This is a genomic window from Streptomyces sp. NPDC002851, assembly GCF_053591935.1.
The window spans coordinates 1-21,599 of sequence record NZ_JBSFUT010000007.1; the positions used below are offsets into that span (position 1 = coordinate 1).

A 21,599-nucleotide genomic window follows, 5' to 3' on the forward strand; every position below is an offset into this window, starting at 1 on the left:
AGGAGGCGGAGCACGCCACCGAGAAGTACAACGGCGCCAAGGACCCCGAAGCCGCTGCAACCACGCGGCGTTAGCCGCATATCGACACAGCCGGGAAGGGGCGGGGCGGGGAGAAAAACCCACCGGCCGCCAGCCGGAGTCGTACCGCCCCATCAACCGATCGGCTGATCCACCTCGAGCGTGCTGGTCGATGCCGGAAACCCCCACCACCCGGAACCCTGGACACATGTCCATCATCGAGGTCACAGACCTACACAAGCGCTACGGCGGCCGCCCGGCCGTAGACGGGGTGACGTTCACCGTCGAGGAGGGCGAGATCTTCGGCGTCCTCGGCCCCAACGGCGCAGGCAAGACCACCACGGTCGAATGCGTCGAAGGCCTGCGCGCACCCGACGAAGGCACCGTCCGGGTCACCGGCCTCGACCCCATAGCCGACCACAACCGCGTAACCCAGCTCCTCGGCGCGCAACTGCAGGAGAGCGAGCTGCAGGCCAAGCTCACCGTGCGCGAGGCCCTGGAGCTGTACAGCGCCTGTTACGCACGACCGGCGGACTGGCGGCCGCTCGCCGAGCGCCTCGGGCTCGCCGAGAAGCTCGGCACCCGCTTCGGCAAGCTCAGCGGCGGCCAGAAGCAGCGCCTCTTCATCGCGCTCGCCCTGGTCGGCGACCCGAAGGTGGTGGTGCTCGACGAGCTGACCACCGGCCTGGACCCGCGGGCCCGGCGCGACACATGGGAACTGATCGAGGAAGTACGGGCGAGCGGCGTCACCGTGCTCCTGGTCACGCACTTCATGGAGGAAGCGCAGCGGCTCTGCGACCGGATCGCGGTCATCGACCGGGGCCGCCTCGCCGCCCTCGACACCCCGTCCGGCCTGATCAACCGGTCCGCGAGCTCGACCGTCATGACGTTCACGCCGTCCCGCCCGGTCGACACGCGCGAGCTGGCCGCGCTGCCCGGCGCCGCGTCCGTGACCACGGACGAGCGCGCCGACGGCCGGGTCACGGTGAACGGCACCGACGAGACGGTCAACGCGGTGATCTCGCTGCTCGCCCGTAATCACATCACCGCCCACCAACTCCGGGTCGCCGACGCCACGTTGGACGACGCGTTCCTCGACCTGACGGGAGCGACGGCATGAACACCCTCACCGCACCCACCGACGCGACCGCCCCCGCGCGCCCGTCGGCCAACCGCGCCGTGCTCCGGGCGGAGCTGCGGCTCTTCCGCCGCGAGCCCGGCAGCCTCTTCTGGGTCATGGTCTTCCCGACCGCGCTGTTCGTCGTGCTCGGCACCATCCCACCGTTCCGCGAGGTCGGCGAGGCCATCCCCGGCCTGCGCATCATCGATGTGTACGTGCCGATCGCGATCCTCACCTCCATGCTGATGGCCGCGCTCCAGGCCATGCCGCCGGTGATCACCGGCTACCGCGAGCGCGGCATTCTACGCCGCATGTCGACCACGCCGGTGCGCCCTGCCGCGGTGCTCGGCTCGCAGATGGCGCTGCACGGCGTCGCGGCCCTCGCCTCGGCGGTCCTGACGGTCGTCGTGGGCAAGCTGGTGTACGACGTGGCGCTGCCCCGGCAGGTCTTCGGGTACGTCCTCGCGCTGGCCCTGGCGATCTGCGCCGCGCTGGCCATGGGCGCCCTGCTGTCGGCCATATCGCGCACCTCGAAGGCGGCGAACGCGGTGGGGGCGGCGGCGTTCTTCCCGATGATGTTCAGCGCGGGCCTGTGGATGCCGGTGCAGACCATGCCGGACGTGCTGGCCCGGGTCGTGGAGCTGCTTCCGTTCGGCGCAGCCGCCCAGGCGCTCGGCGAGGCGGCAGCCGGGGACTGGCCGAGCCTGTCCCACCTGGGCGTGCTCGCGCTGTGGGCGGTGGTCCTGTCGGCAGCGGCGGCCCGCTGGTTCCGCTGGGAGTGACGGGGACGGTGGACCAGACTGAGGCCATGAGCAACTGGCGCGGCATGACGGCCCGGCTGACGAAGGGGCGGCCGGGCCCGCCCGAGCCGATGGACGCGGCCACGGCGCACAGCCACGTGGAGCAGCGCTGGGACGCGTTCCTGCGCTGGGGGCCGTACGGCCTGCTCGGGGTGTCGGCCGTCCTGTCGTTCGCCTCCGCGAGCGCCCTGATGCCGTCGGCCAGGGAGCGGTGGGCGGCCGCCGCCCTGTTCGCCGCGGGGCTGCTGCTCGAACTGTGGTGGGGCCGGGAGCGTGGGCGGCGGCCGCGCGGGCCGAGCGTCGCGAGCACCGCGTACTACGTGATTCGCTGGGCCCTGGCCTTCGTCCTGTCCTGGATGAACCCGTTCGCCGCGTTCTATGCGGTGCTCGGCTACTTCGGCGCCGAGCGGCTGCTGCCGTCCCGACTCGTGTCCGTGGGCCTGGTCGCCAGCGCGGTCACGGTCGCGGGGTCGCAGTCCGGCGGGTTCCCGCCGAAGGACAGCGTGGGCTGGGGTGTGTTCGGTGCGCTCCTCGCTGTGCACATCGCCCTGTTCTGGGTCTTCAGTCGGCTCAATACGTACGAAGAGAGACGCACCCGGATCCACATGTCCACCATCGCCGAGCTGGAGCGCACCAACGCCCGGCTGCACCAGGCCCTCGACGAGAACGCCGCGCTGCACAAGCAACTCCTCGTCCAGGCCCGGGAGGCGGGCGTCGCGGACGAGCGGCGCCGTCTGGCCGCCGAGATCCACGACACCATCGCGCAGGGCCTGACCGGCATCATCGCGCAGCTGCAGGTGGTCGCGAACACGGCGGACCGTCGCCTGGCCCGGGAGCATCTGGACCGCGCGGCGGACCTGGCCCGGTCGAGCCTCGGCGAGGCCCGCCGCTCGGTACACAACCTGGGCCCGGCCGCCCTGGAGCAGCACGCGCTGCCGGAGGCCCTGAAGAAGACGGTCCGGGAGTGGTCCGAACGCACCGGCGTCCGTACGGAGTTCACCATCACGGGAACGGAGGCACACCTGCACGAGGAGATCGAGGCCACGCTGCTCCGTATCGCCCAGGAGGCCCTGTCGAACACGGCCCGGCACGCGGCCGCGACCCGTGCCGGGGTCACCCTCTCCTACATGGACGACGAGGTGGCCCTGGACATACGCGACGACGGCACCGGCTTCGCGCCGCCCGCCGTACCGCCCCGCTCGCACACCGGCGGCTTCGGCCTCGACGGCATGCGGGCGCGCGCGGAGCGGGTGGCGGGCACGGTGACGGTGGAGTCGGAGCCGGGTCACGGCACGGCGGTGTCGGCTCGCGTACCGTTGGTCCGCCATGACCAGTGACCGCATCACTCTGCTCATCGTCGACGACCACCCGGTCGTACGGGACGGCTTGCGCGGCATGTTTGCCTCCGCCACCGGCTTCGAGGTGCTCGGCGAGGCGGCGGACGGCGTCGAGGCGGTCCGCCTGGCCGACGAACTCGACCCGGACGTGATCCTGATGGACCTGCGCATGCCGGGCGGCGGCGGGGTCGCGGCCATCGCCGAGCTGACCCGGCGCGGCGCCCGAGCGAAGGTCCTGGTCCTGACGACGTACGACACGGACTCGGACACGCTGCCCGCGATCGAGGCGGGCGCGACGGGGTATCTACTCAAGGACGCCCCGCGCGACGAGCTGTTCACGGCGGTCCGCGCCGCCGCCAAGGGCCGCACGGTCCTCTCCCCCGCGATCGCCTCGCGCCTGGTCTCCCGCGTCCGCACTCCGTCCGGGACACCGGGCAACGAGCCGCTCTCGGACCGCGAGCGGGAGGTCCTCCACCTGGTCGCGAAGGGCACGTCGAACCGCGAGATCGCCCGCGAACTCTTCATCAGCGAGGCCACGGTGAAGACCCATCTGACCCACCTCTACGCCAAGTTGGGCGTAAAGGACCGCGCGGCGGCGGTAGCTACGGCATACGACCGAGGAATCCTGGGCTGACCCGGAAACCCGGCGAGATCCGCTAAGACGGCATCTGATCAACGTTCAGTCCGTTACGCCCGTTTCTTCTGACTCAACTCCCCAGGTTGGTGTGGATCCTGAAGTCAGAGAACGGCTCATTGTGTTGGCCAAGGCCCAGTGGATCACTGTCCGGGGTCGCTGGGGCAGGGCTTCATAGTCGCGCGCCAAGCGCCGGTTCTGCATCAGCCACCCGAACGTGCACTCAATCACCCAACGCTTCGGTACGGGGTGAAAGCCTGTGCTGGTAGGCCGTTTCACGACTTCGGCGTCGATCCCAAGCCGGGCACCGTGGTTGATCACGGAGCTCTGGTAGCCGCCGTCCACCCAGGCTTTGGTCACCTCCGGCCGGGAGGCGGCGACTTGGTCGAGCAGGTGCTTGTCACCGGCTGTGTCATGCACCGAGGCCGCTGTCACAATCACGGCCAGGAGGAGGCCGAAGGGTGTCGGTGGCCAAGTGACGCTTGCGTCCTTTGATCTTCTTGCCCGCGTCGATGCCCTGGTCGCGCTCGGCGACGCAGCGCGAGGTCTCCACGCTCTGCGCATCCAGCACGGCCACAGTGGGGGCCGCCGCCGCGCGGTGAAGACCGGCTCCATCAGCGCCCACCGGGCATCGGACACGTCACTGCGATACGGCCGCCGAGAAGTCACAAGCCATGCAACGACCCACCGACACCCGGGTCACCGAGTCCAGACAAAGCGCCACTAACCAAGATCAGATGCCCTCTAAGGCGCGGCGCCCAGTTCGCACCACACCGTCTTGCCGATTCCGTACGCCCTCGGGGTCGTGCCCCAGCGGTCGGCCAGGGCCTCGACGAGGGCCAGCCCTCTGCCCGACTCATCCTCGGGGGCGGCCTTCCGGGGGCACGGCTCGGAGTTGTTCGCGTCGTCGACCTCCAGGCGGAGGGTTCCGTCCGACAACAGGGCGCAGCGGGCGCGGAGTTGCCTACCGCGGGGTACGCGGGCGTGGGTGACGGCGTTCGTGAGGAGTTCGCTCAGGAGGAGGGCTGCCGTGTCGGCCACGTCGGGCGTGAGGTTCCAGGCGGCGGTCTGTTCGTGGAGGAGCGTGCGGGCGCGGGGGACGCTGCGTGGGGTGCGGGGCAGGTGCCATTCAACGGGCTTGCCCGTTAGGGGAGTTGTTGTGGCGTTCATGGGATGAGGCTGGTGGTCGCCACGTAGCCTTTTGCAGTAGCGACCCGGGTACGGAGCGTGTCTGTACCCGGGGTGAACCGGGAGGGTGGGCACGATGGCGAACTCCAACAACGGCCAACCGCCCATGGCTTGGCGGTACTGCGGTGGGCAGCTGAAGCTGTGGCGGGAGAGTGCGTCGGTGAGTCGGCAGTCGCTGGCGGATGAGGCCGGGTACGACTACGAGTACGTGAAGTCGATGGAGTACGGCCGCAGGAAGCCGACGCAGCGGCTGTTGCAGATCGCGGATCAGATGTGCGGGGCTGGGGGCAAACTGCTCGCGGGCCAGGGCTACTTGAAGCCAGAGCCCTTCCCAGAGCGCACGCAGGAATACATGCAGGTGGAGGCTGAGGCCATCGCGCTGCACGTGTACGAAAGCCTGCTCATCACCGGCTTGCTCCAGACCGAGGCGTACATGCGTGAGCTGATGAGCAACGATTGCCCGCCCCTCGACGAGGAGACGCTGGAGGAACGTGTCGCGGGTCGCCTCAAGCGCCAGGCGAAGCTTGACTGCAAGCCACCGGCGCACTTCAGCTTCGTGCTCTACGAGGCGGCTCTACGAGCCCTGGTCGGAGGACCAGAGGTGATGCGGAGGCAGTTCAAGCACCTGCTGACGGTTGGCGAGAAGCGCAACGTGTCGATCCAGGTCCTTCCCTTCTCCCGCGCCCCGTATGTGGCGCTCAACGGGTCCTTCATCCTCGCGGAAACCGACGAGCACCAGCAGTACGCCTTCGTGGAAGGCCAGGAGACGGGTGCCCTGTACCCGGCCGGAGACAAGTTCAGTACGTTGACGCAGCGCCATGGCATGATCCGTATGCAGGCGCTGGACGTTGAGGCGTCTGCCGACTTCATCAGAGGGGTGGCGAACGGCCTGTGAACAGCGAGCTCGCGTGGTTCAAGTCCAGCTACAGCGACACGTCCGGCGGCGCCTGCCTCGAAGTCGCCCTCAACGCCCCCGCGGACACCACCCACATCCGCGACTCCAAGAACCCCACCGGCCCCCACCTCACCGTCCCCGCCCCCGCCTGGGCCGCCTTCCTCGGCATAGTCAAGTGAGGGAGACGCTCACCGTCCCCGAGTACGTCACCGGGTATCCCGGGGTCGCCTTCGGTGGATACGTCGCCGGGCTGCTCGCCGCCCGTAGTGACGCCAAGGAAGTGCGCGTGGACTTCCGGGGGCGGGTGCCCGTCGGGGAGCCGGTTTCGATCACGCAAGTGTCGGGCGGCGGCGCCGAGTTGAGGCACAGCGCGGGCGATCCGCTCGTCACCGCGCGGCCCGCCGCCCTCGCCATGGACGCGCCCGCTGTGCCGTCCTGGGAGCAGGCGCAGCTGGCCAGTGAGGAGTATCTGGCGCACGTCCGCGCGTTCCCGCCGTCGATCCCGGACTGTTTCGGGTGCAGTCCCGTGCCGGTCGGGGAGGGTATTCGGCTGTTTCCCTCTCGGGTGCGGGAGCGGCGTGACGTCCTCGCCGCGGCCTGGGTGCCGGACCGGGAGCTGGCCGATGCTCGCGGTGAACTGCCGCCCGAGATCGTCTGGTCGGCGCTCGACTGTCCCGGCGGCTGGGCCGGGATGCGGCTCGCGAAGTCGGGCGTCGGCGTCGTGACCGCCGTACTCACCGGGGCTCAGCTGCGCGCCGTACGGGCCGGTGAACGGTATGTGTCGTACGCCTGGCTGCTCGGCACCGTCGGCCGCAAGATCACCGTGGGCGTAGGGCTTGCCATCGCCGAGGGTGAACTCTGCGCGCTGGCCGAGGCGTTGTGGGTGGTGCCGAGGACGTCGACCTCACCGCCCCCTGCCCCCCTCAGTCATACGGCGTGACGCAGGGGGTGGGGCGCCACCAGGCGGTCGGCGGCGCCCCACCGTGTTCAGAGCGCCGTACGGAACGGGCCGGTCACCTCGTACGTGATGCCGCCGCTGCTGCTGCCGCTGGTGCCGCGCTGGGAGGAGAAGTAGAGGCGGTTGCCTGCCGGGTTGAACGCCGGGCCGCAGATCTCCGATGAGCTCTGGCCGGTGATCCGGAGGAAGGGGGCCACGATGTCGTCCGGGGTGATGATGCAGATCTCCATGTTGCCGCCGTCCTCGGCCACATAGAGGTCGCCGACCTTGGCGCCGGTGATGTTGTCCACGCCGGTGAGCGGCGGGTTGGCGGTCAGGTTGTCGTCATACGCGATGGCGAGGGTGTTGTTCGCCGCGTCGTAGGCCCAGACGCGGTTGTCGCCCTTGGTGGTGAAGAAGCAGGTGCCGCTCTTGTAGTAGCAGCCCTCGCCGCCGACGAACACCTTGGTGTTCGGGACCTGGTCGCGGGTCTGGGTGCCGCCCGAGGCGCTGGGGTCGGGCACGTTCTTCCAGGACAGTACGTTGTTGCTCTCCGTCAGCACCTGGAGGGTGCCGGAGGAGAGGTCGCCCCAGGTGGTGGGGACGAAGCGGTAGAAGGCGCCGTCGCCCTCGTCCTCGGTCAGGTAGATGACCTTGCGGTCGGGGTCGCACGCGGCGGCCTCGTGCTTGAACCGCCCCATCTTGTCCCGCCGTACGGCGGCCTTGGCTCCCCACGGGTCGGTTTCGTAGACGTAGCCGCGCGTGGTCTCCTCGCAGGACAGCCAGGTGTTCCACGGGGTGTCGCCACCGGCGCAGTTGCGGGTGGCGCCGGAGAGGATGGGGTACGCGCCGGTGATGTTCGCGTTGCTGTCGAACCGCACCGCGCTGACCCCGCCCGCGCCGCTGCCCAGCTCGGCGTTGGAGACGTAGATCCAGCCGGTTCCGTCGGCGAAGCAGGCCCCGCCGTCGGGGGCGCTGTGCCAGGTGTGGCTCGTGCCGGGGACCTTCTGCGTCGAGCGGGCGATCACGCGGCTGGAGAAGCCTGCCGGGAGCATGATGCCGTTGGCGTCGGCCGACTGGAGGGCTCCGTACGGGCTGGGGCCGGTCTTGGCGGGGTAGGCGAGGGACTCGCGGGTCATGGTGAACCCGAAGGCCACCGAGCCGGCACCGACGACGGCACTACGGAGAAGAGTACGGCGATCCACAACTAACTCCTTCGTCAAGAAGGGGCGAACAGAGGACAGTTGAGCCGTGCGTGCGTGCGTGCCGACTGGTCGCTGAGGAGAGTAGGGGTGGGAGGGGAACCCCATCAGGAACTGAGTGGTGAACTCTCCGCGGCCATTGGTCAGTTGACTACCGCGCCGTAGTTCAACGCGTCGTGATGTGGTGGCCACCGGCACCGCGCCCGCGTGGCCACCGGGCACCGCGCCCGCATAACGGACACAACTCCCCGCCCAACGGACGATTTCCGGCCAACCTCTGTTCGAGCGGTGACATGTACGCGGCTGGAATGACACTCTTCCCCCGCACGGCACAGCCGCAACGAACAAGTGAACAAAGGCACGAACGCGGCCCACCCGCACGAATACTTCCCCGCCCGGATGGTCCCCCACGCCACCCGGGACCCCTCACCCCAAGGGAGTCATTGCGTGTCGCCTCGCATATCGAGTCACATATCCAGACGTACCTCCGTCGTCCTCGGCACCGCGGTCACCGCCGCAGCCGCCCTGCTCGCCACCGGCCTCAGCACCGCCTCGGCCGCACCCACCCCGGAGCCCACGCCGAGCGCCGCGCCCGCCAAGCTCTCCGCCTCGCAGCGTGCCGAGCTGCTCCGCGACGCCAACGCCGAACGGGCCCGTACCGCCAAGGAGATCGGGCTCTCGGCAGACGAGAAGCTCGTGGTCCGTGATGTCGTCAAGGACCGGGACGGCAGCGTGCACACCCGGTACGAGCGGACGTACGACGGACTGCCCGTGCTCGGCGGCGACCTCGTCGTGCACGAGAACAAGAGCGGCAAGAACACCGGGGTCACCAAGGCCACCAGCAAGAAGCTCGACGTCGACACCGCGCGCGCCAAGGCCGCACCCAAGGGTTCCCGCGCCGTCGTCTGGGCCGCCTCCGGCACCCCGACGCTCGCGTACGAGAAGGTCAAGGAAGGCAAGAAGAAGGACGGCACGCCCACCCGCGTGCACACCGTCACCGACGCCCGTACCGGCAAGCAGCTGTTCCAGTGGGACGACATCCGCAGCGGCGACGGCCACACCATGTACGGCGGCGACGTCGAGCTCGGCTCCAAGCAGGAGAGCAGCGGGTTCTCCCTCACCGACACCGGGCGCGGCAACCACAAGACGTACGACCTGAAGCACGGGTCGTCCGGCCAGGGCACCCTGTTCACCGGACCTGACGACTCCTGGGGCGACGGCACTCCGGCCAACAACGAGACCGCGGCCGCCGACGCGCACTACGGGGCGGGCGTGACCTGGGACTACTTCAAGAACGTGCATGGCCGTGAGGGCATCAAGGGCGACGGCGTGGGCGCGTACTCGCGGGTCCACTACGGCAACAACTACGTCAACGCCTTCTGGGACGACAGCTGCTTCTGCATGACGTACGGCGACGGGGCCGGCAACGCCAAGCCGCTCACGTCCCTCGACGTCGCCGCGCACGAGATGACCCACGGCGTCACCTCCAACACCGCCGGGCTCATCTACAACGGGGAGTCCGGCGGCCTGAACGAGGCCACCTCCGACATCTTCGGGTCCACGACCGAGTTCTACGCGAAGAACGCCGAGGACGTCGGGGACTACCTCATCGGCGAGAAGATCGACATCCGGGGCGACGGTACGCCGCTCCGTTACATGGACAAGCCGAGCAGGGACGGCAAGTCCAAGGACGACTGGTACAAGGGCATCGGCGGCATCGACGTCCACTACTCGTCCGGCCCCGCCAACCACTTCTTCTACCTGCTCTCGGAAGGCAGCGGGAAGAAGGAGATCAACGGGGTGCAGTACGACTCGCCGACCGCCGATGGGCAGCCCGTCACCGGGATCGGACGTGACAAGGCCGAGCAGATCTGGTTCAAGGCCCTGACCACGTACATGACGTCCCGGACCGACTACCACGCCGCGCGCGTGGCGACCCTCGACGCCGCCAAGGACCTGTACGGCGACGGCACGGCGGAGTACAAGGCGGTCGACCGCGCCTGGGCCGCGGTGAACGTCCTGCCGTCCAAGGGCAACGGAAACGGCAAGGGCAACGGCAAGGGCTAGGACCAGGGCTAGTTTCGGCCACACCTCGGGGGAGGAATCGGGGGATGACGGTGGGCGGCACCCGGATTTTGCGGATCCGGGTGCCGCCCATCCGTATGTCCGGAGCCAGGTCCTCGGCCCGGGCCGGGGCGTGGGCGTCCTGAGAGTTCCGAGGTACCCATGACCGCGAACGAGCGGGATGGTGTGTGCATGCCGCCGAAAGCGGCACGGGGGATGCACGACACGGGGGTACGAATCTCATGCGCAGGACGTTGGCCGCAGTGTGCGCGGTGGTGGTTCTAGGCGGGGCCGGGGGGTGCGGTACGGCGGAGAGCCGTTCCGCGAGCGACGGCCCGGACACCGGCCGGACACGGCTCGCCGACCTCACCGAACTCACCGAACTCACCGACGCACAGCAGGCGACGGTGGACCGGGCCCAGGAACGGCTGATCAAGCAGTGCATGGCCGGGCGGGGCTTCTGGTACGGGGAGGCGCGACAGCTCACCGGCGATGAGCTCAAGACCCCGGGGTACGTACTCGACGATCCGCGGTGGGCGCGGAAGCACGGTTACGGCGGGCGGATCCAGCGCGCCATGGACCGGGAGCGGCACGCCGACCCCAACGTCGCGTACTACCGCAAGCTCTCGCGCGAACGGCAACTGCGCTGGAGCGATGCGCTCTACGGCGGGCCCGGGGCCGGGACCGTCGAGGCGCGGCTGCCGGGCGGTGGCACGGTCAGCACGGCCACCGAGGGCTGCAACGCCGAGGCGCTGCGGGAGCTCTACGGGGATCTGAAGACCTGGTTCCCGGCGGAGAAGACGGCGGCCGGTCTGCGCGCCCTCTACGAGCCGCGGATCAAACGCGACAAGCGGTTCGTGGCGGCCGTGCACTCCTGGGCCCGGTGCATGCGCGACAAGGGGCACCGCTATCGGGGCCCGGCCGCGCTGCGCGATCAACTGCCCACGCTCACACGGGGGTTGAGCGACGGGCGGGCGCACGCCGTGGAGGTCGGGCTCGCCGTGGACGAGGCGGCGTGCGCGCGGAGCAGCGGGCTCGCTCGTACCGCACGGGACCTGGAGGACCGGTTCCGGGGCGAGCTGGCCGAGGGCCGCTATCGGGAGCAGGTCGGAACCCATCTGCGGCTGCAGCATCGGGCGCTCGCGAAGGCGGAGGACGTGCTCGGGACTTCGGCCTGAGTTCTTCCCCCGGCCCCTTCGAAGAGACAGCACCAGCACCAGCACCACCTCATCAACCATCAGGAAAGACAGGAGAGTTCACCATGTCCAGCTTCACCATCCGCAAGAGCTTCATCGGCCTGGCCGCCGCGGGTCTCCTCGGCACCGGCCTCGGGTTGCCCGCCGTGGCGCAGGCCGCGCCGTCCGGGGACAGCGAGGCCCGGTCGGCCAAGTGCGACCGCGCGTACCGCGACCTCGCCCCGGGCGTCATGGCCGCGTTCCACAAGTCCAAGTGCAGCGTCCTGCTCGGCGTCGACCGCTACGACGACAGCAACTGGGGCGACAAGAAGGGCCGGATGCAGGGCCGCGACAACAACCGGGCCAGCTCGCTGATCAACAAGGGCACCGGCAACGTCAGCACGGTCAAGTTCCACCGGCTCAAGGGATACAGCGGCGGCGTGATCTGCCTGAAGCAGGGCGAGAAGTACGCCGACTACCTCGGCAAGGACGACAAGTTCGACAACGGCAAGAGGGCGAACAACCGCATCTCCTCGCACAAGTGGACCGCCAAGAACAGTGAGTGCAACGGCGCGTTCATGGACTGACGCACCCCGACCCCGGTCGGCCCGGCAGCACCCGCTGTCGGGCCGACCGGCGTTTCACCCTCCGGGCGTGTACGCCTTCACCGCGCGCTCGATCTGATCGGCGTACGCCTGATGCCGCTCCGGCACCCCGCCCGCCTCGTTGACCTTCTCGAACGAGGAGTGGTAAGCCACCCCGGCCAGAACTCGCTGGTCGCCGGGCAGGTCGTGCCACAGGCGCGGGGCGATCCAGCACAAGTAGCGGCCCACGGCGGGGATGGACATCTTGGGCGGGAAGGGCGGTTTCGGGGCGCCGTTCCTGGGGCGCTGTTCGTCGGGGAGCCAGTAGCGCAGCACGCGTGGGGTCCAACGGGCAATGCCGAACTCGTCGCTGGCGGGATCGGACAGCTTCGGATCGAAGTCGGACGACACCTTGAGGATGGCGGCGACAAGGGCGGGCGTGACGGTCTTCTCGCGGCAGCCGTGGGCGGCGTCCACGATGAGCTTGCGGTACTTGACCGGGATGCCCGCGGACGTGCTCAGCTCGCTCGCCCCGTACGAGGCCGGGTCGACCGGCTTGCGCGGGGCCGGGGGCGCCGGGTCGCCGTCGCCCCCGGTCAGGGCAGCCACGCCGTAGCCGCTGCCGCCGAGGACCACGGCCACCATGAGGGCCGCGGCCACCGCCGTGCGGCGGCGCCGTGGGCGGCGGATCCACGGGCGGAGGCGGGGCAGCCGGGGTGCCGGATCGGTGCCGGTCACCGCCTCGACGCGGCGCAGCAGGGAGTCGGCGGAGTGCGGGGCCCGCTGCGCGTGCGTGGGTGCGAGACAGTCGGTGACGATCTCCCGCCAGGGTTCCGGGAGTTCGGGCGAGAGCCGCAGTTCCTCGGCGCCGCGGGCGTAGCGCAGGAGCGCGTCCTTGCGGGCGGTGGGGGTGGTGCCGGGGAACGGCAGCGTGCCGGTCAGGGCGAGGTGCGCGACGACGCCGAAGGCCCAGATGTCGGCGGTGGTCCGGATCTGCTGGCCGCGCTCGCCGATCTCGGCCCACAGCAGCTCGGGCGGGGTGTAGTCGGGGGTGGCGAAGGCGAGGGAGTAGGCGTGGGTGCCTTCCAGCTCGGCGGCGAGATTGAAGTCGGCGAGCCGGACCTGGTGGCCGGGCCGGGCCTCGCGCAGGAGCAGTACGTTGCCGGGCTTGAGGTCGCCGTGCACCCAGCCCGCGTGGTGCAGCTGGGTCAGGCCCTCGCAGATCTGGGCGAGCAGCGGTCCCGCCGAGGGCAGGGGGCCGGGCCCTGAGCGCCTGAGCAGGGTGTCCAGGGAGCCCTCGGCGCGCTCCAGGACCAGGACCGTGGCGCCGTCGAGCGTGGGGTTTCCGGGGTCGTCGACGGTCAGCGCCTCGTACATCCGGATCAGGCGCGGGCGGCGCAGCTTGCGCAGCAGACGCAGCTCACGGTCGGCGAGTTCCTGGAGGTGGCGCAGTTGGCGCGGGGTGCGGCTGCCGGTGGGCAGGAACTTCAGGGCCGCTTCGGCGGGCGGGGCGTCCCCGGCCGGGTCGGGTGCCGCGCGACGGGCGGCATAGACACTGCCGAACGCTCCGGAAGCGATCGGCTCCCGCACCTCCCACGCCCCGACCCGATAGCCGTACGGAACCTGGACAGCGAACGGGCCATCGGTGCGGCCATTCCCCATCATGCGGCCCCCACCCCCTTGAGTACACCCAGTTCGTCCTCGCGCACCAGGTCGAAGCGGAGGGCGAGGGAGACGAGCGACTCCTTCTTGCCGTTCTGGCGCGGCGGCCCGGCCACGCCGCCCTCAGCGGCCGTAGAGGGCTGTTTCAGGCGGAGTTTCAGCGCCAGATAGTCGATGTTCCACTGCACCGAGGCGCGGCTCGCCGCGGGCCAGACCGGGCGGAGCCGTTCGACGATCTGCTCCGTCGTGGGCAGCGGGGCATGCGGGGACGTGCGCAGGCGTGGCTCGCACAGGGCGGCCAGGACGAGGAAGTAGCGCTTGGTCCGGTCGAGCGGGAAGGCCAGGGCGGTCGGCTCGCCCTGGCTGGCCGGGGAGTTGGCGTCCAGGTAGTCGTGCCGGGGCGCCCAGACGTCGAAGCTGACGAGCTCGTCGGCGGCGGGCAGCACGACCCGGGAGAACTCGAAGGGCACGGGGGCGTCGAGCCGTCCCGGGCTCACCTTGATGTGCTCACCGGCGCCCTCGGGGTTCTCGACGACGTACGTCTGGTGGCTGCTGTGGTTGCTCAGCGTCCAGAAGGCGCCGGTAGCCGTGATCACGCCCGCCCTCCGGGAGACTCCGGCGTGGTCGATGGTCAGATGACGGCCGCTTCCGCTCCCCAGCGATGACGAGGGCGACGGTGGCGTACGGCCGAAGTCCAGGCTCTCGCCCGGCTCCAGGCGCAGTTGCGCATGCGCGTGCGCGTGCGCGTCGCTGGCGTACGCGGGCACGACAATGAGGCTGTACATATGTGGTCCTTCCCCCCCGATGCCTCTTGGTGCCGAGGGCATCCCCCGATGCCTCGTACTGGCAGGGACGTTACTGGGCGACGGTGATCCACTACAGCCGTTGGCCAACAGCTCGCGTCACGTGTCCCGCCCGCCGCCCGTACGCCGCCCGGGGGCCCGCCTCGTCTACCGCATCAGCACCCCCGCCCCCTCCACCACCAGCTCCGACGGCACCGCCACCAGGCCGAGTTCCGCCGCGGACGCCAGGAGACGGTGGGCCGGCAGGATGCGGACGGTGTAGCCGAAGGGACCCGTGCGGTCGAGGGTGAGGGGGCCCTCGTAGACCCAGCGGTCCTCCGCGGTGGGCCCGCTCACGGGCTTCAGGGGGACGGCGGACGCGTCCGTGATGCGGTCCGCCGTGTCGACGCGGCCGGTGACGACCTGGACCTCGACGTCGTCCGGCGTCAGGTCACCGAGGCGTACGCACACCCGCAGCGCCAGCGTGGAGCCGAGTTCGGCGATCGGGCACGTCGGAGCCAAGGTGTCCAAGTGGTCGACGCCCACCCCCGGCCAGGCCGCCCGCACGCGCTGCTTCCAGGCGGCCAGCTCCGTGACCGTCCCGGCATCCAGGGCGCGGTGGGCGCGGGCCGCGGGGACGTAGAGCCGGGTCACGTACTCGCGGACCATGCGGTCGGCCAGGAGCTTCGGGCCGAGCTCCGTCAGGGTCCGGCGGACCATGTGCGTCCAGCGGTACGGGAAACCGTCGGGGCCGTGTTCATAGAAGCGCGGGGCGATGCGCTGCTCCAGGAGGTCGTAGAGCGCGGCCGCCTCCAGGTCGTCGCGGTGGTCCTCGTCGGTGCCGGGGCCGTCGGCGGTCGGGATGGCCCAGCCGAAGTCCGGCTCGAACCAGTCGTCCCACCAGCCGTCCAGGACCGACAGGTTGAGGCAGCCGTTCAGGGCCGCCTTCATTCCTGATGTTCCACATGCCTCAAGTGGCCTGAGGGGATTGTTCAACCAAACGTCGCAGCCGGGGTAGAGCTTCTCGGCCATCGCCATTCCGTAGTCGGGCAGGAAGGCGATGCGGTGGCGCACGCGCGGGTCGTCGGCGAAGCGGACCAGCTCCTGGATGAGGCGTTTGCCGCCGTCGTCCGCGGGGTGCGCCTTGCCCGCGACCACGATCTGCACCGGGTGCTCGGGGTGCAGGAGCAGCTCCATCAGGCGGTCGCGATCACGGAGCATCAGGGTCAGGCGCTTGTACGCGGGGACGCGACGGGCGAAGCCGATGGTGAGGACGCCGGGATCGAGGACGCCGTCGATCCAGCCGAGTTCGGCATCCGAGGCACCGCGCTCCCGCCAGGAGGCGGCCAGGCGGGTGCGTACCTCCGCGACGAGTTGTTCCCGCAACGCCCGACGCAGCTCCCAGATCTCGTGATCGGAGAGACCGGAAGGATCGGAGGGAACGGAGGGGTTGGAGGGACCAGCGGGGTCGGAGGGATCGGCCATCGCGCGAAGCACCTCGGGCGCAACCCAGGTCGGCGCGTGCACGCCGTTCGTCACGGACGTGATCGGCACCTCCTCGGGGTCGAATCCCGGCCACAGTCCGGCGAACATCTCGCGGCTCACCCGCCCGTGCAGCTTCGAGACGCCGTTGGCCCGCCCGGCCAGGCGCAGCCCCATCACGGCCATGTTGAAGACGTTCGGGTCGCCGCCGGGGTACGTCTCCATGCCGAGTTCGAGGATCCGGGCCGGGTCGATGCCGGGCAGTTCGGCGCCGTCGCCGACGTGCCGGGCCACCAGCTCGCGGTCGAAACGGTCTATCCCGGCGGGAACGGGCGTGTGCGTGGTGAAGACGTTTCCGGCCCGGACGGATTCGAGCGCGGCGTCGAAGTCCAGGCCGCCGTCGGCCAGTTCGCGGAGCCGCTCCAGGCCGAGGAGACCGGCGTGGCCCTCGTTGGTGTGGAAGACCTCGGGGGCGGGATGGCCGGTCAGACGGCTGTATGTGCGCAGGGCGCGGATGCCGCCGATGCCGAGGAGCATCTCCTGAAGCAGGCGGTGCTCGCTGCCGCCGCCGTAGAGGCGGTCGGTGACCTCGCGTTCGCCGGGGCCGTTCTCCTCGACGTCCGAATCAAGAAGCAGCAGGGGTACGCGGCCGACCTGGGCCTGCCAGATGTGTGCCCACAGGCGGCGGCCGCCGGGCAGGTCGAGGGCGATACGGGCGGGGGTGCCGTCGCACTCCCGGAGCAGGGTGAGCGGCAACTCGTTGGGGTCCAGGATGGGGTAGTGCTCCTGCTGCCAGCCTTCGCGGGTCAGGGACTGCCGGAAGTAGCCGTGCCGGTAGAGCAGGCCGACCCCGGTGAGCGGCACGCCGAGGTCGCTGGCCGCCTTGAGGTGGTCACCGGCGAGGATGCCGAGGCCGCCGGAGTACTGGGGCAGGGCGCCGGTGATGCCGAACTCCGGGGAGAAGTAGGCGATGCCGGTGGGCAGGCGGTCGCCACGGTCCCCGGCCCCGCCGTCGTACGTCTCGTCCTGCTCCTGCTCCTGTGTTTGCCTCGGGTCCTGTGTCTGCTCCTGGTACCACCGGTCCCGCGTCAGATAGCCGCGCAGATCCTCCGCGACCGCGTCCAGGCGGCGTAAAAAGTCGTGGTCCTCGGCGAGCTCGGCCAGGCGGCCGGGCGGTACGCCGCCGAGCAGCCGGAACGGGTCGCCGTTCCAGCGGTCGGGGTCGATCTGCCGGAACAGCTCACGGGTCTCGGTGTGCCACGCCCAACGGAGGTTCTGGGCAAGACCGGTGAGTGGTCGCAGTGGCTCGGGCAGTACGGGGCGGACGGTGAAGCGACGGATGGCCTTCACGGGGTCACACACTCTCCTCGCCTGGGGCGGAACCGAAGGGGCCAAAAGGGCCGGGGCGGGCGGCCGGGGCGGGGCGGGGCGGGTTCGTGTCGGAAAATCACCATCACCTACGCGTAGAGCTGGAAGCAGCTACGCGTAGAGACAAGCATCTACGACCGTAGCCGCCCACCGGACCCCCGGCCACGGCGCAAAGGCGCGCACGCCCCCCACTCATATACGACCGCCCCACCCCCCATGGACGACCCACTCCCAACTCCGCCACGGGTTCACCGGATCAGCCACATCCGGGCCCGCTCGTCTTGTGTGAGCGCCTACGTCCTAGTAGTTAACAAGGCACCGGATTGCCCGCGCTCGGACGGCGGGCAGGCTCCTAGCAGATGGAACGCAGCACCCCTCCCCCGCACCCTGGTTCGCCCCCGCCTGAGTGAAGGGCCGTTCCCGTGAACCGACCCCCAGACTGTGTCCCCCGCGTCCCCCGCATCCCCTTGCAGGACGTCCGCCCTCTCGTGGAGTGCGGGCGGCGCCCCGCCAAGTCCGTGGTGGGCGAGGCCTTCGACGTGACCGCGACCGTGTTCCGCGAGGGCCACGAGGCCGTCGCCGCCGACGTCGTACTCCGAGATCCGGACGGCCGCAGCGGCCCCCGGATCCCGATGCGCGAGCTCGCCCCGGGCACCGACCGCTGGGGCGCCGAGGTCAGCGCGGACGCCGAGGGCGACTGGACGTATCGCGTGGAGGCGTGGAGCGACCCGGTGACGACGTGGCGCCGTGCCGCCGGGATCAAGGTGCGCGCGGGGCAGGGGTCCGAAGCAGGCCGCCAGGGGTCCGAAGCGGGCAGCCGGGATCCCGCAGCGGGATCGGAGGCCGAGGCCGAACTCGCCCTGGAAGAGGGCGCGTTGCTGTACGAGCGCGCCGCGCGTGGCATGCCTCCGGGCGCGGGGCGGGCTGCCCTGCGCGCCGCCGTGGCCAGGCTGCGGGACACCGGCCGGTCGGCCACGGCGCGGCTCGCCGCCGCCCTGGCCCCGGACGTGGACGCGGCCCTGGCCCGGCATCCGCTGCGCGAGCACGTCACGGTGTCGCCGGAGCTGCCGCTGCGGGTCGAGCGGGAGCGGGCGCTCTTCGGCTCCTGGTACGAGTTCTTCCCGCGCTCCGAGGGCACCCGCGAGCGCCCGCACGGCACCTTCCGTACCGCCGCCGAGCGGCTGCCCGCCATCGCCGCGATGGGCTTCGACGTCGTCTATCTGCCGCCGATCCACCCCATCGGCCACGCCTACCGCAAGGGCCGCAACAACACCCTCTCCGCCGACCGGCACGACGTCGGCGTGCCCTGGGCCATCGGCTCCCCGGACGGCGGGCACGACGCGGTCCACCCGGATCTGGGCACGCTTGACGACTTCGACGCGTTCGTGCGCCGGGCCGCCGAGCTCGGCCTGGAAGTCGCCTTGGACTTCGCGCTCCAGTGCTCTCCCGATCACCCGTGGGTGGAGAAGCACCCCGAGTGGTTCCGGCACCGCCCGGACGGCACGATCGCGTACGCCGAGAATCCGCCGAAGAAGTACCAGGACATCTACCCGCTCGACTTCGACCAGGACATGCCAGGGCTGGTCGACGAAACGCTCCGGATCCTGCGCTTCTGGATGGCCCATGGCGTACGGATCTTCCGCGTCGACAATCCGCACACCAAGCCGGTCTGCTTCTGGGACGAGGTGCTCGCCGAGCTCCACCGCACCGACCCCGATGTGCTGTTCCTGTCCGAGGCGTTCACGCGCCCCGCGATGCTGCACACGCTCGCACGCATCGGCTTCCACCAGTCGTACACGTACTTCACCTGGAGGAACGCGAAGCACGAACTGACCGATTACGCCCGGGAGTTGAGCGGCGAAGCGGCGGCGTATCTGCGGCCGAACCTCTTCGTGAACACGCCCGACATCCTGCACGGCTACCTCCAGGACGGCGGCCGTCCGGCCTTCGAGGTGCGGGCCGTCCTGGCCGCGACGCTCTCGCCGACCTGGGGCATGTACAGCGGGTACGAGCTGTGCGAGAACGTGCCGCTGCGGGCGGGCAGCGAGGAATACCTGGACTCCGAGAAGTATCAGATCAAGCGGCGCGACTGGGCGGCGGCCGAGCGCGCGGGCCGCTCCATCGCCCCGCTGATCACCGCCCTGAACCGGCTGCGCCGCCGCCATCCGGCGCTGCGCCGACTGCGCTCGCTCGACTTCCACGAGACGGACAACGACCAGCTCATCGCGTACTCGAAGAGGGGCTCCGGGGAGCACGCCTCGAACGTGATTCTGGTCGTCGCGAACCTCGACGCCCACCACACCCAGGAGGCCACGGTCTCGTTGAACCTGCCGGCGCTCGGCCTCGACCGGCACGAGACCGTGCCGGTGCGCGACGAGCTCTCCGGCGAGACCTACCACTGGGGCAGGGCCAACTACGTGTGCCTGCGGCCGGGCGGCGCTCATGTGCTGCTGGTCGGCCGGGGCTCCGGGGGGTGTTCCCCGGGTCAGCACGGCAGTGTCCTGCGACCGTCCACCCCGTCGATCGGAGGGTCACCCACACAATGATCGTCAACGAGCCCGTCCAGGACACCTTCGAGGACACCCCGGCCAAGGACCGCCACCCCGACTGGTTCAAACGCGCCGTCTTCTACGAAGTCCTCGTCCGCTCCTTCCAGGACAGCAACGGCGACGGCATCGGCGACCTGAAAGGCCTCACCGCAAAACTCGACTATCTGCAATGGCTCGGCGTGGACTGCCTGTGGCTGCCGCCGTTCTTCAAGTCCCCGCTGCGGGACGGCGGTTATGACGTCTCGGACTATACGTCCGTACTCCCGGAGTTCGGCGATCTGGCCGACTTCGTGGAATTCGTGGACGCCGCCCACCAGCGCGGCATGCGCATCATCATCGACTTCGTCATGAACCACACCAGCGACCAGCACCCGTGGTTCCAGGAGTCCCGCACGAACCCCGACGGGCCGTACGGCGACTACTACGTCTGGGCGGACGACGACAAGCAGTACCAGGACGCCCGCATCATCTTCGTCGACACGGAGACCTCCAACTGGACCTTCGACCCGGTCCGCAAACAGTACTTCTGGCACCGCTTCTTCTCGCACCAGCCGGACCTCAACTTCGAGAATCCGGCGGTACAGGAGGAGATCCTGGCCGCGCTGCGGTTCTGGCTGGACCTGGGGATCGACGGTTTCCGCCTCGACGCGGTCCCGTATCTGTACGCGGAAGAAGGCACCAACTGCGAGAACCTGCCCGCGACGCACACGATGCTCAAACGCGTCCGGAAGGAGATCGACGCGCACTACCCGGATACGGTCCTGCTCGCGGAGGCCAATCAGTGGCCCGAGGATGTCGTGGACTACTTCGGGGAGTTCGAGGGCGGCGGCGACGAGTGCCACATGGCGTTTCACTTCCCGGTGATGCCGCGGATCTTCATGGCCGTACGCCGCGAATCCCGCCACCCCGTCTCGGAAATCCTCGCGAAGACTCCCGCTATTCCGTCGGGTTGTCAGTGGGGGATTTTCCTGCGCAACCACGATGAGCTGACCCTCGAAATGGTCACCGACGAAGAGCGCGACTACATGTACGCGGAGTACGCCAAGGATCCGCAAATGCGCGCCAACATCGGGATCCGCCGCCGTCTCGCGCCGCTCCTCGACAACGACCGCAACCAAATCGAGCTGTTCATGGCCCTGTTGTTGTCCCTGCCGGGCTCGCCGATCCTCTACTACGGCGACGAGGTGGGCATGGGGGACAACATCTGGCTCGGGGACCGTGACGCCGTGCGGACGCCGATGCAGTGGACCCCGGACCGGAACGCGGGCTTCTCGTCCTGTGACCCGGGGCGGCTGTATCTGCCGACCATCATGGATCCCGTGTACGGCTACCAGGTGACGAACGTCGAGGCGTCGATGTCGTCCCCGTCCTCGCTGCTCCACTGGACCCGCCGGATGATCGAGATCCGCAAGCAGAACCCGGCGTTCGGCCTCGGCACCTACACCGAACTGCCGTCCTCGAACCCGGCGGTGCTCGCGTACCTGCGCGAGATGCCCCCATCAGGGGGCGAGGGTGACGACCTGGTCCTGTGCGTGCACAACTTCTCGCGCTTCGCGCAGCCCACGGAACTCGACCTGAGCGCGCACACCGGGCGGCACCCGGTGGAGCTCATCGGCGGGGTGCGGTTCCCGGCCATCGGTGAACTGCCGTACTTGCTGACGCTCGCCGGGCACGGCTTCTACTGGTTCCGCCTGCGTGCGGACCCGTCGTAAGGACCCGTCGTAAGGACCCGTCGTAAGGATCCGTCGTAAGGATCCGTCGTAAGGATCCGTCGTAAGGACTCGTCGTAAGGCCCCCGTACA

19 protein-coding genes are annotated in these 21,599 nt (G+C 70.0%); 12 read left to right on the plus strand and 7 right to left on the minus strand.

Translation table 11 applies throughout. From position 1 onward, the window contains the following. The first annotated feature begins 226 nt into the window (after positions 1-226). The 4 genes from ACWD10_RS09705 to ACWD10_RS09720 all read left to right on the plus strand — a co-directional run bounded on the left by ACWD10_RS09705 (position 227) and on the right by ACWD10_RS09720 (position 3,909). Positions 227-1,138 (plus strand): ABC transporter ATP-binding protein, encoded by a 912-nt coding sequence (locus tag ACWD10_RS09705; protein WP_451088825.1) that lies wholly within the window; start codon positions 227-229, stop codon positions 1,136-1,138. Continuing rightward, positions 1,135-1,920 (plus strand): ABC transporter permease, encoded by a 786-nt coding sequence (locus tag ACWD10_RS09710; RefSeq protein ID WP_451088827.1) that lies wholly within the window; start codon positions 1,135-1,137, stop codon positions 1,918-1,920. The genes ACWD10_RS09705 and ACWD10_RS09710 overlap by 4 nt, the downstream gene beginning before the upstream one ends. 89 nt (positions 1,921-2,009) lie before the next feature. Continuing rightward, complete coding sequence (locus tag ACWD10_RS09715; RefSeq protein WP_451089265.1) at positions 2,010-3,275, plus strand: sensor histidine kinase; 1,266 nt, start codon at positions 2,010-2,012, stop codon at positions 3,273-3,275. Beyond that, positions 3,265-3,909 (plus strand): response regulator, encoded by a 645-nt coding sequence (locus ACWD10_RS09720; protein ID WP_451088829.1) that lies wholly within the window; start codon positions 3,265-3,267, stop codon positions 3,907-3,909. Before ACWD10_RS09715 ends, ACWD10_RS09720 begins: the two co-directional genes overlap by 11 nt. 45 nt (positions 3,910-3,954) lie before the next feature. Here the strand turns inward: ACWD10_RS09720 and ACWD10_RS09725 are convergent, their stop codons facing one another. From ACWD10_RS09725 to ACWD10_RS09735, 3 genes are all read right to left on the minus strand, one after another. After that, a complete protein-coding gene (locus ACWD10_RS09725) occupies positions 3,955-4,329 on the minus strand; it encodes a transposase (protein WP_451088831.1) in 375 nt (124 codons plus the stop codon). Beyond that, complete coding sequence (locus ACWD10_RS09730) at positions 4,322-4,480, minus strand: hypothetical protein (protein ID WP_451088833.1); 159 nt, start codon at positions 4,478-4,480, stop codon at positions 4,322-4,324. The genes ACWD10_RS09725 and ACWD10_RS09730 overlap by 8 nt, the downstream gene beginning before the upstream one ends. A 173-nt stretch (positions 4,481-4,653) precedes the next feature. Next, positions 4,654-5,079, minus strand: a complete 426-nt coding sequence (locus ACWD10_RS09735; protein ID WP_451088834.1) for an ATP-binding protein — start codon at positions 5,077-5,079, stop codon at positions 4,654-4,656. Between the two features lie 94 nt (positions 5,080-5,173). On the opposite strand from ACWD10_RS09735, the gene ACWD10_RS09740 reads away from it, so the two are divergent. The 3 genes from ACWD10_RS09740 to ACWD10_RS09750 are packed head-to-tail and all read left to right on the plus strand — an operon-like array spanning position 5,174 to position 6,932. Further along, positions 5,174-5,992 carry a helix-turn-helix domain-containing protein gene (locus ACWD10_RS09740; protein WP_451088836.1) on the plus strand — a complete coding sequence of 273 codons (819 nt, stop codon included), beginning with the start codon at positions 5,174-5,176 and terminating at the stop codon, positions 5,990-5,992. Further along, positions 5,989-6,171, plus strand: coding sequence for a DUF397 domain-containing protein (locus tag ACWD10_RS09745; RefSeq protein ID WP_451088838.1), 183 nt, complete (start codon positions 5,989-5,991; stop codon positions 6,169-6,171). Before ACWD10_RS09740 ends, ACWD10_RS09745 begins: the two co-directional genes overlap by 4 nt. After that, positions 6,168-6,932 (plus strand): hypothetical protein, encoded by a 765-nt coding sequence (locus tag ACWD10_RS09750; protein ID WP_451088840.1) that lies wholly within the window; start codon positions 6,168-6,170, stop codon positions 6,930-6,932. The genes ACWD10_RS09745 and ACWD10_RS09750 overlap by 4 nt, the downstream gene beginning before the upstream one ends. Positions 6,933-6,979: 47 nt before the next feature. On the opposite strand, the gene ACWD10_RS09755 is transcribed toward ACWD10_RS09750, so the two are convergent. Then, on the minus strand, positions 6,980-8,134 hold the full coding sequence (locus tag ACWD10_RS09755) for an alkaline phosphatase PhoX (RefSeq protein WP_451088842.1): 1,155 nt from the start codon (positions 8,132-8,134) through the stop codon (positions 6,980-6,982). 396 nt (positions 8,135-8,530) lie between these two features. Here ACWD10_RS09755 and ACWD10_RS09760 point away from each other — a divergent pair, with 396 nt between their 5' ends. From ACWD10_RS09760 to ACWD10_RS09770, 3 genes are all read left to right on the plus strand, one after another. Further along, a complete protein-coding gene (locus tag ACWD10_RS09760) occupies positions 8,531-10,198 on the plus strand; it encodes a M4 family metallopeptidase (protein WP_451089267.1) in 1,668 nt (555 codons plus the stop codon). Between the two features lie 239 nt (positions 10,199-10,437). Beyond that, the gene (locus ACWD10_RS09765; RefSeq protein WP_451088844.1) at positions 10,438-11,373 is read left to right on the plus strand and encodes a hypothetical protein; all 936 of its coding nucleotides are present in this window, start codon (positions 10,438-10,440) and stop codon (positions 11,371-11,373) included. Positions 11,374-11,456: 83 nt separating this feature from the next. Beyond that, positions 11,457-11,957, plus strand: a complete 501-nt coding sequence (locus tag ACWD10_RS09770) for a hypothetical protein (protein WP_451088846.1) — start codon at positions 11,457-11,459, stop codon at positions 11,955-11,957. A gap of 54 nt (positions 11,958-12,011) precedes the next feature. Here the strand turns inward: ACWD10_RS09770 and ACWD10_RS09775 are convergent, their stop codons facing one another. The 3 genes from ACWD10_RS09775 to glgP form a co-directional block, all read right to left on the minus strand. After that, complete coding sequence (locus ACWD10_RS09775) at positions 12,012-13,619, minus strand: serine/threonine protein kinase (protein ID WP_451088848.1); 1,608 nt, start codon at positions 13,617-13,619, stop codon at positions 12,012-12,014. Continuing rightward, positions 13,616-14,401, minus strand: a complete 786-nt coding sequence (locus ACWD10_RS09780) for an FHA domain-containing protein (RefSeq protein WP_451088850.1) — start codon at positions 14,399-14,401, stop codon at positions 13,616-13,618. The genes ACWD10_RS09775 and ACWD10_RS09780 overlap by 4 nt, the downstream gene beginning before the upstream one ends. A gap of 165 nt (positions 14,402-14,566) precedes the next feature. After that, positions 14,567-17,230 (minus strand): alpha-glucan family phosphorylase, encoded by a 2,664-nt coding sequence (glgP, locus tag ACWD10_RS09785; protein ID WP_451088852.1) that lies wholly within the window; start codon positions 17,228-17,230, stop codon positions 14,567-14,569. 440 nt (positions 17,231-17,670) lie between these two features. On the opposite strand from glgP, the gene ACWD10_RS09790 reads away from it, so the two are divergent. Both ACWD10_RS09790 and treS read left to right on the plus strand, forming a co-directional pair. Next, positions 17,671-19,794: an alpha-1,4-glucan--maltose-1-phosphate maltosyltransferase gene (locus ACWD10_RS09790; RefSeq protein WP_451088854.1), complete on the plus strand. Its 2,124-nt coding sequence runs from the start codon at positions 17,671-17,673 to the stop codon at positions 19,792-19,794. After that, positions 19,791-21,509 carry a maltose alpha-D-glucosyltransferase gene (treS, locus tag ACWD10_RS09795; RefSeq protein WP_451088856.1) on the plus strand — a complete coding sequence of 573 codons (1,719 nt, stop codon included), beginning with the start codon at positions 19,791-19,793 and terminating at the stop codon, positions 21,507-21,509. The genes ACWD10_RS09790 and treS overlap by 4 nt, the downstream gene beginning before the upstream one ends. Positions 21,510-21,599 lie beyond the last annotated feature (90 nt).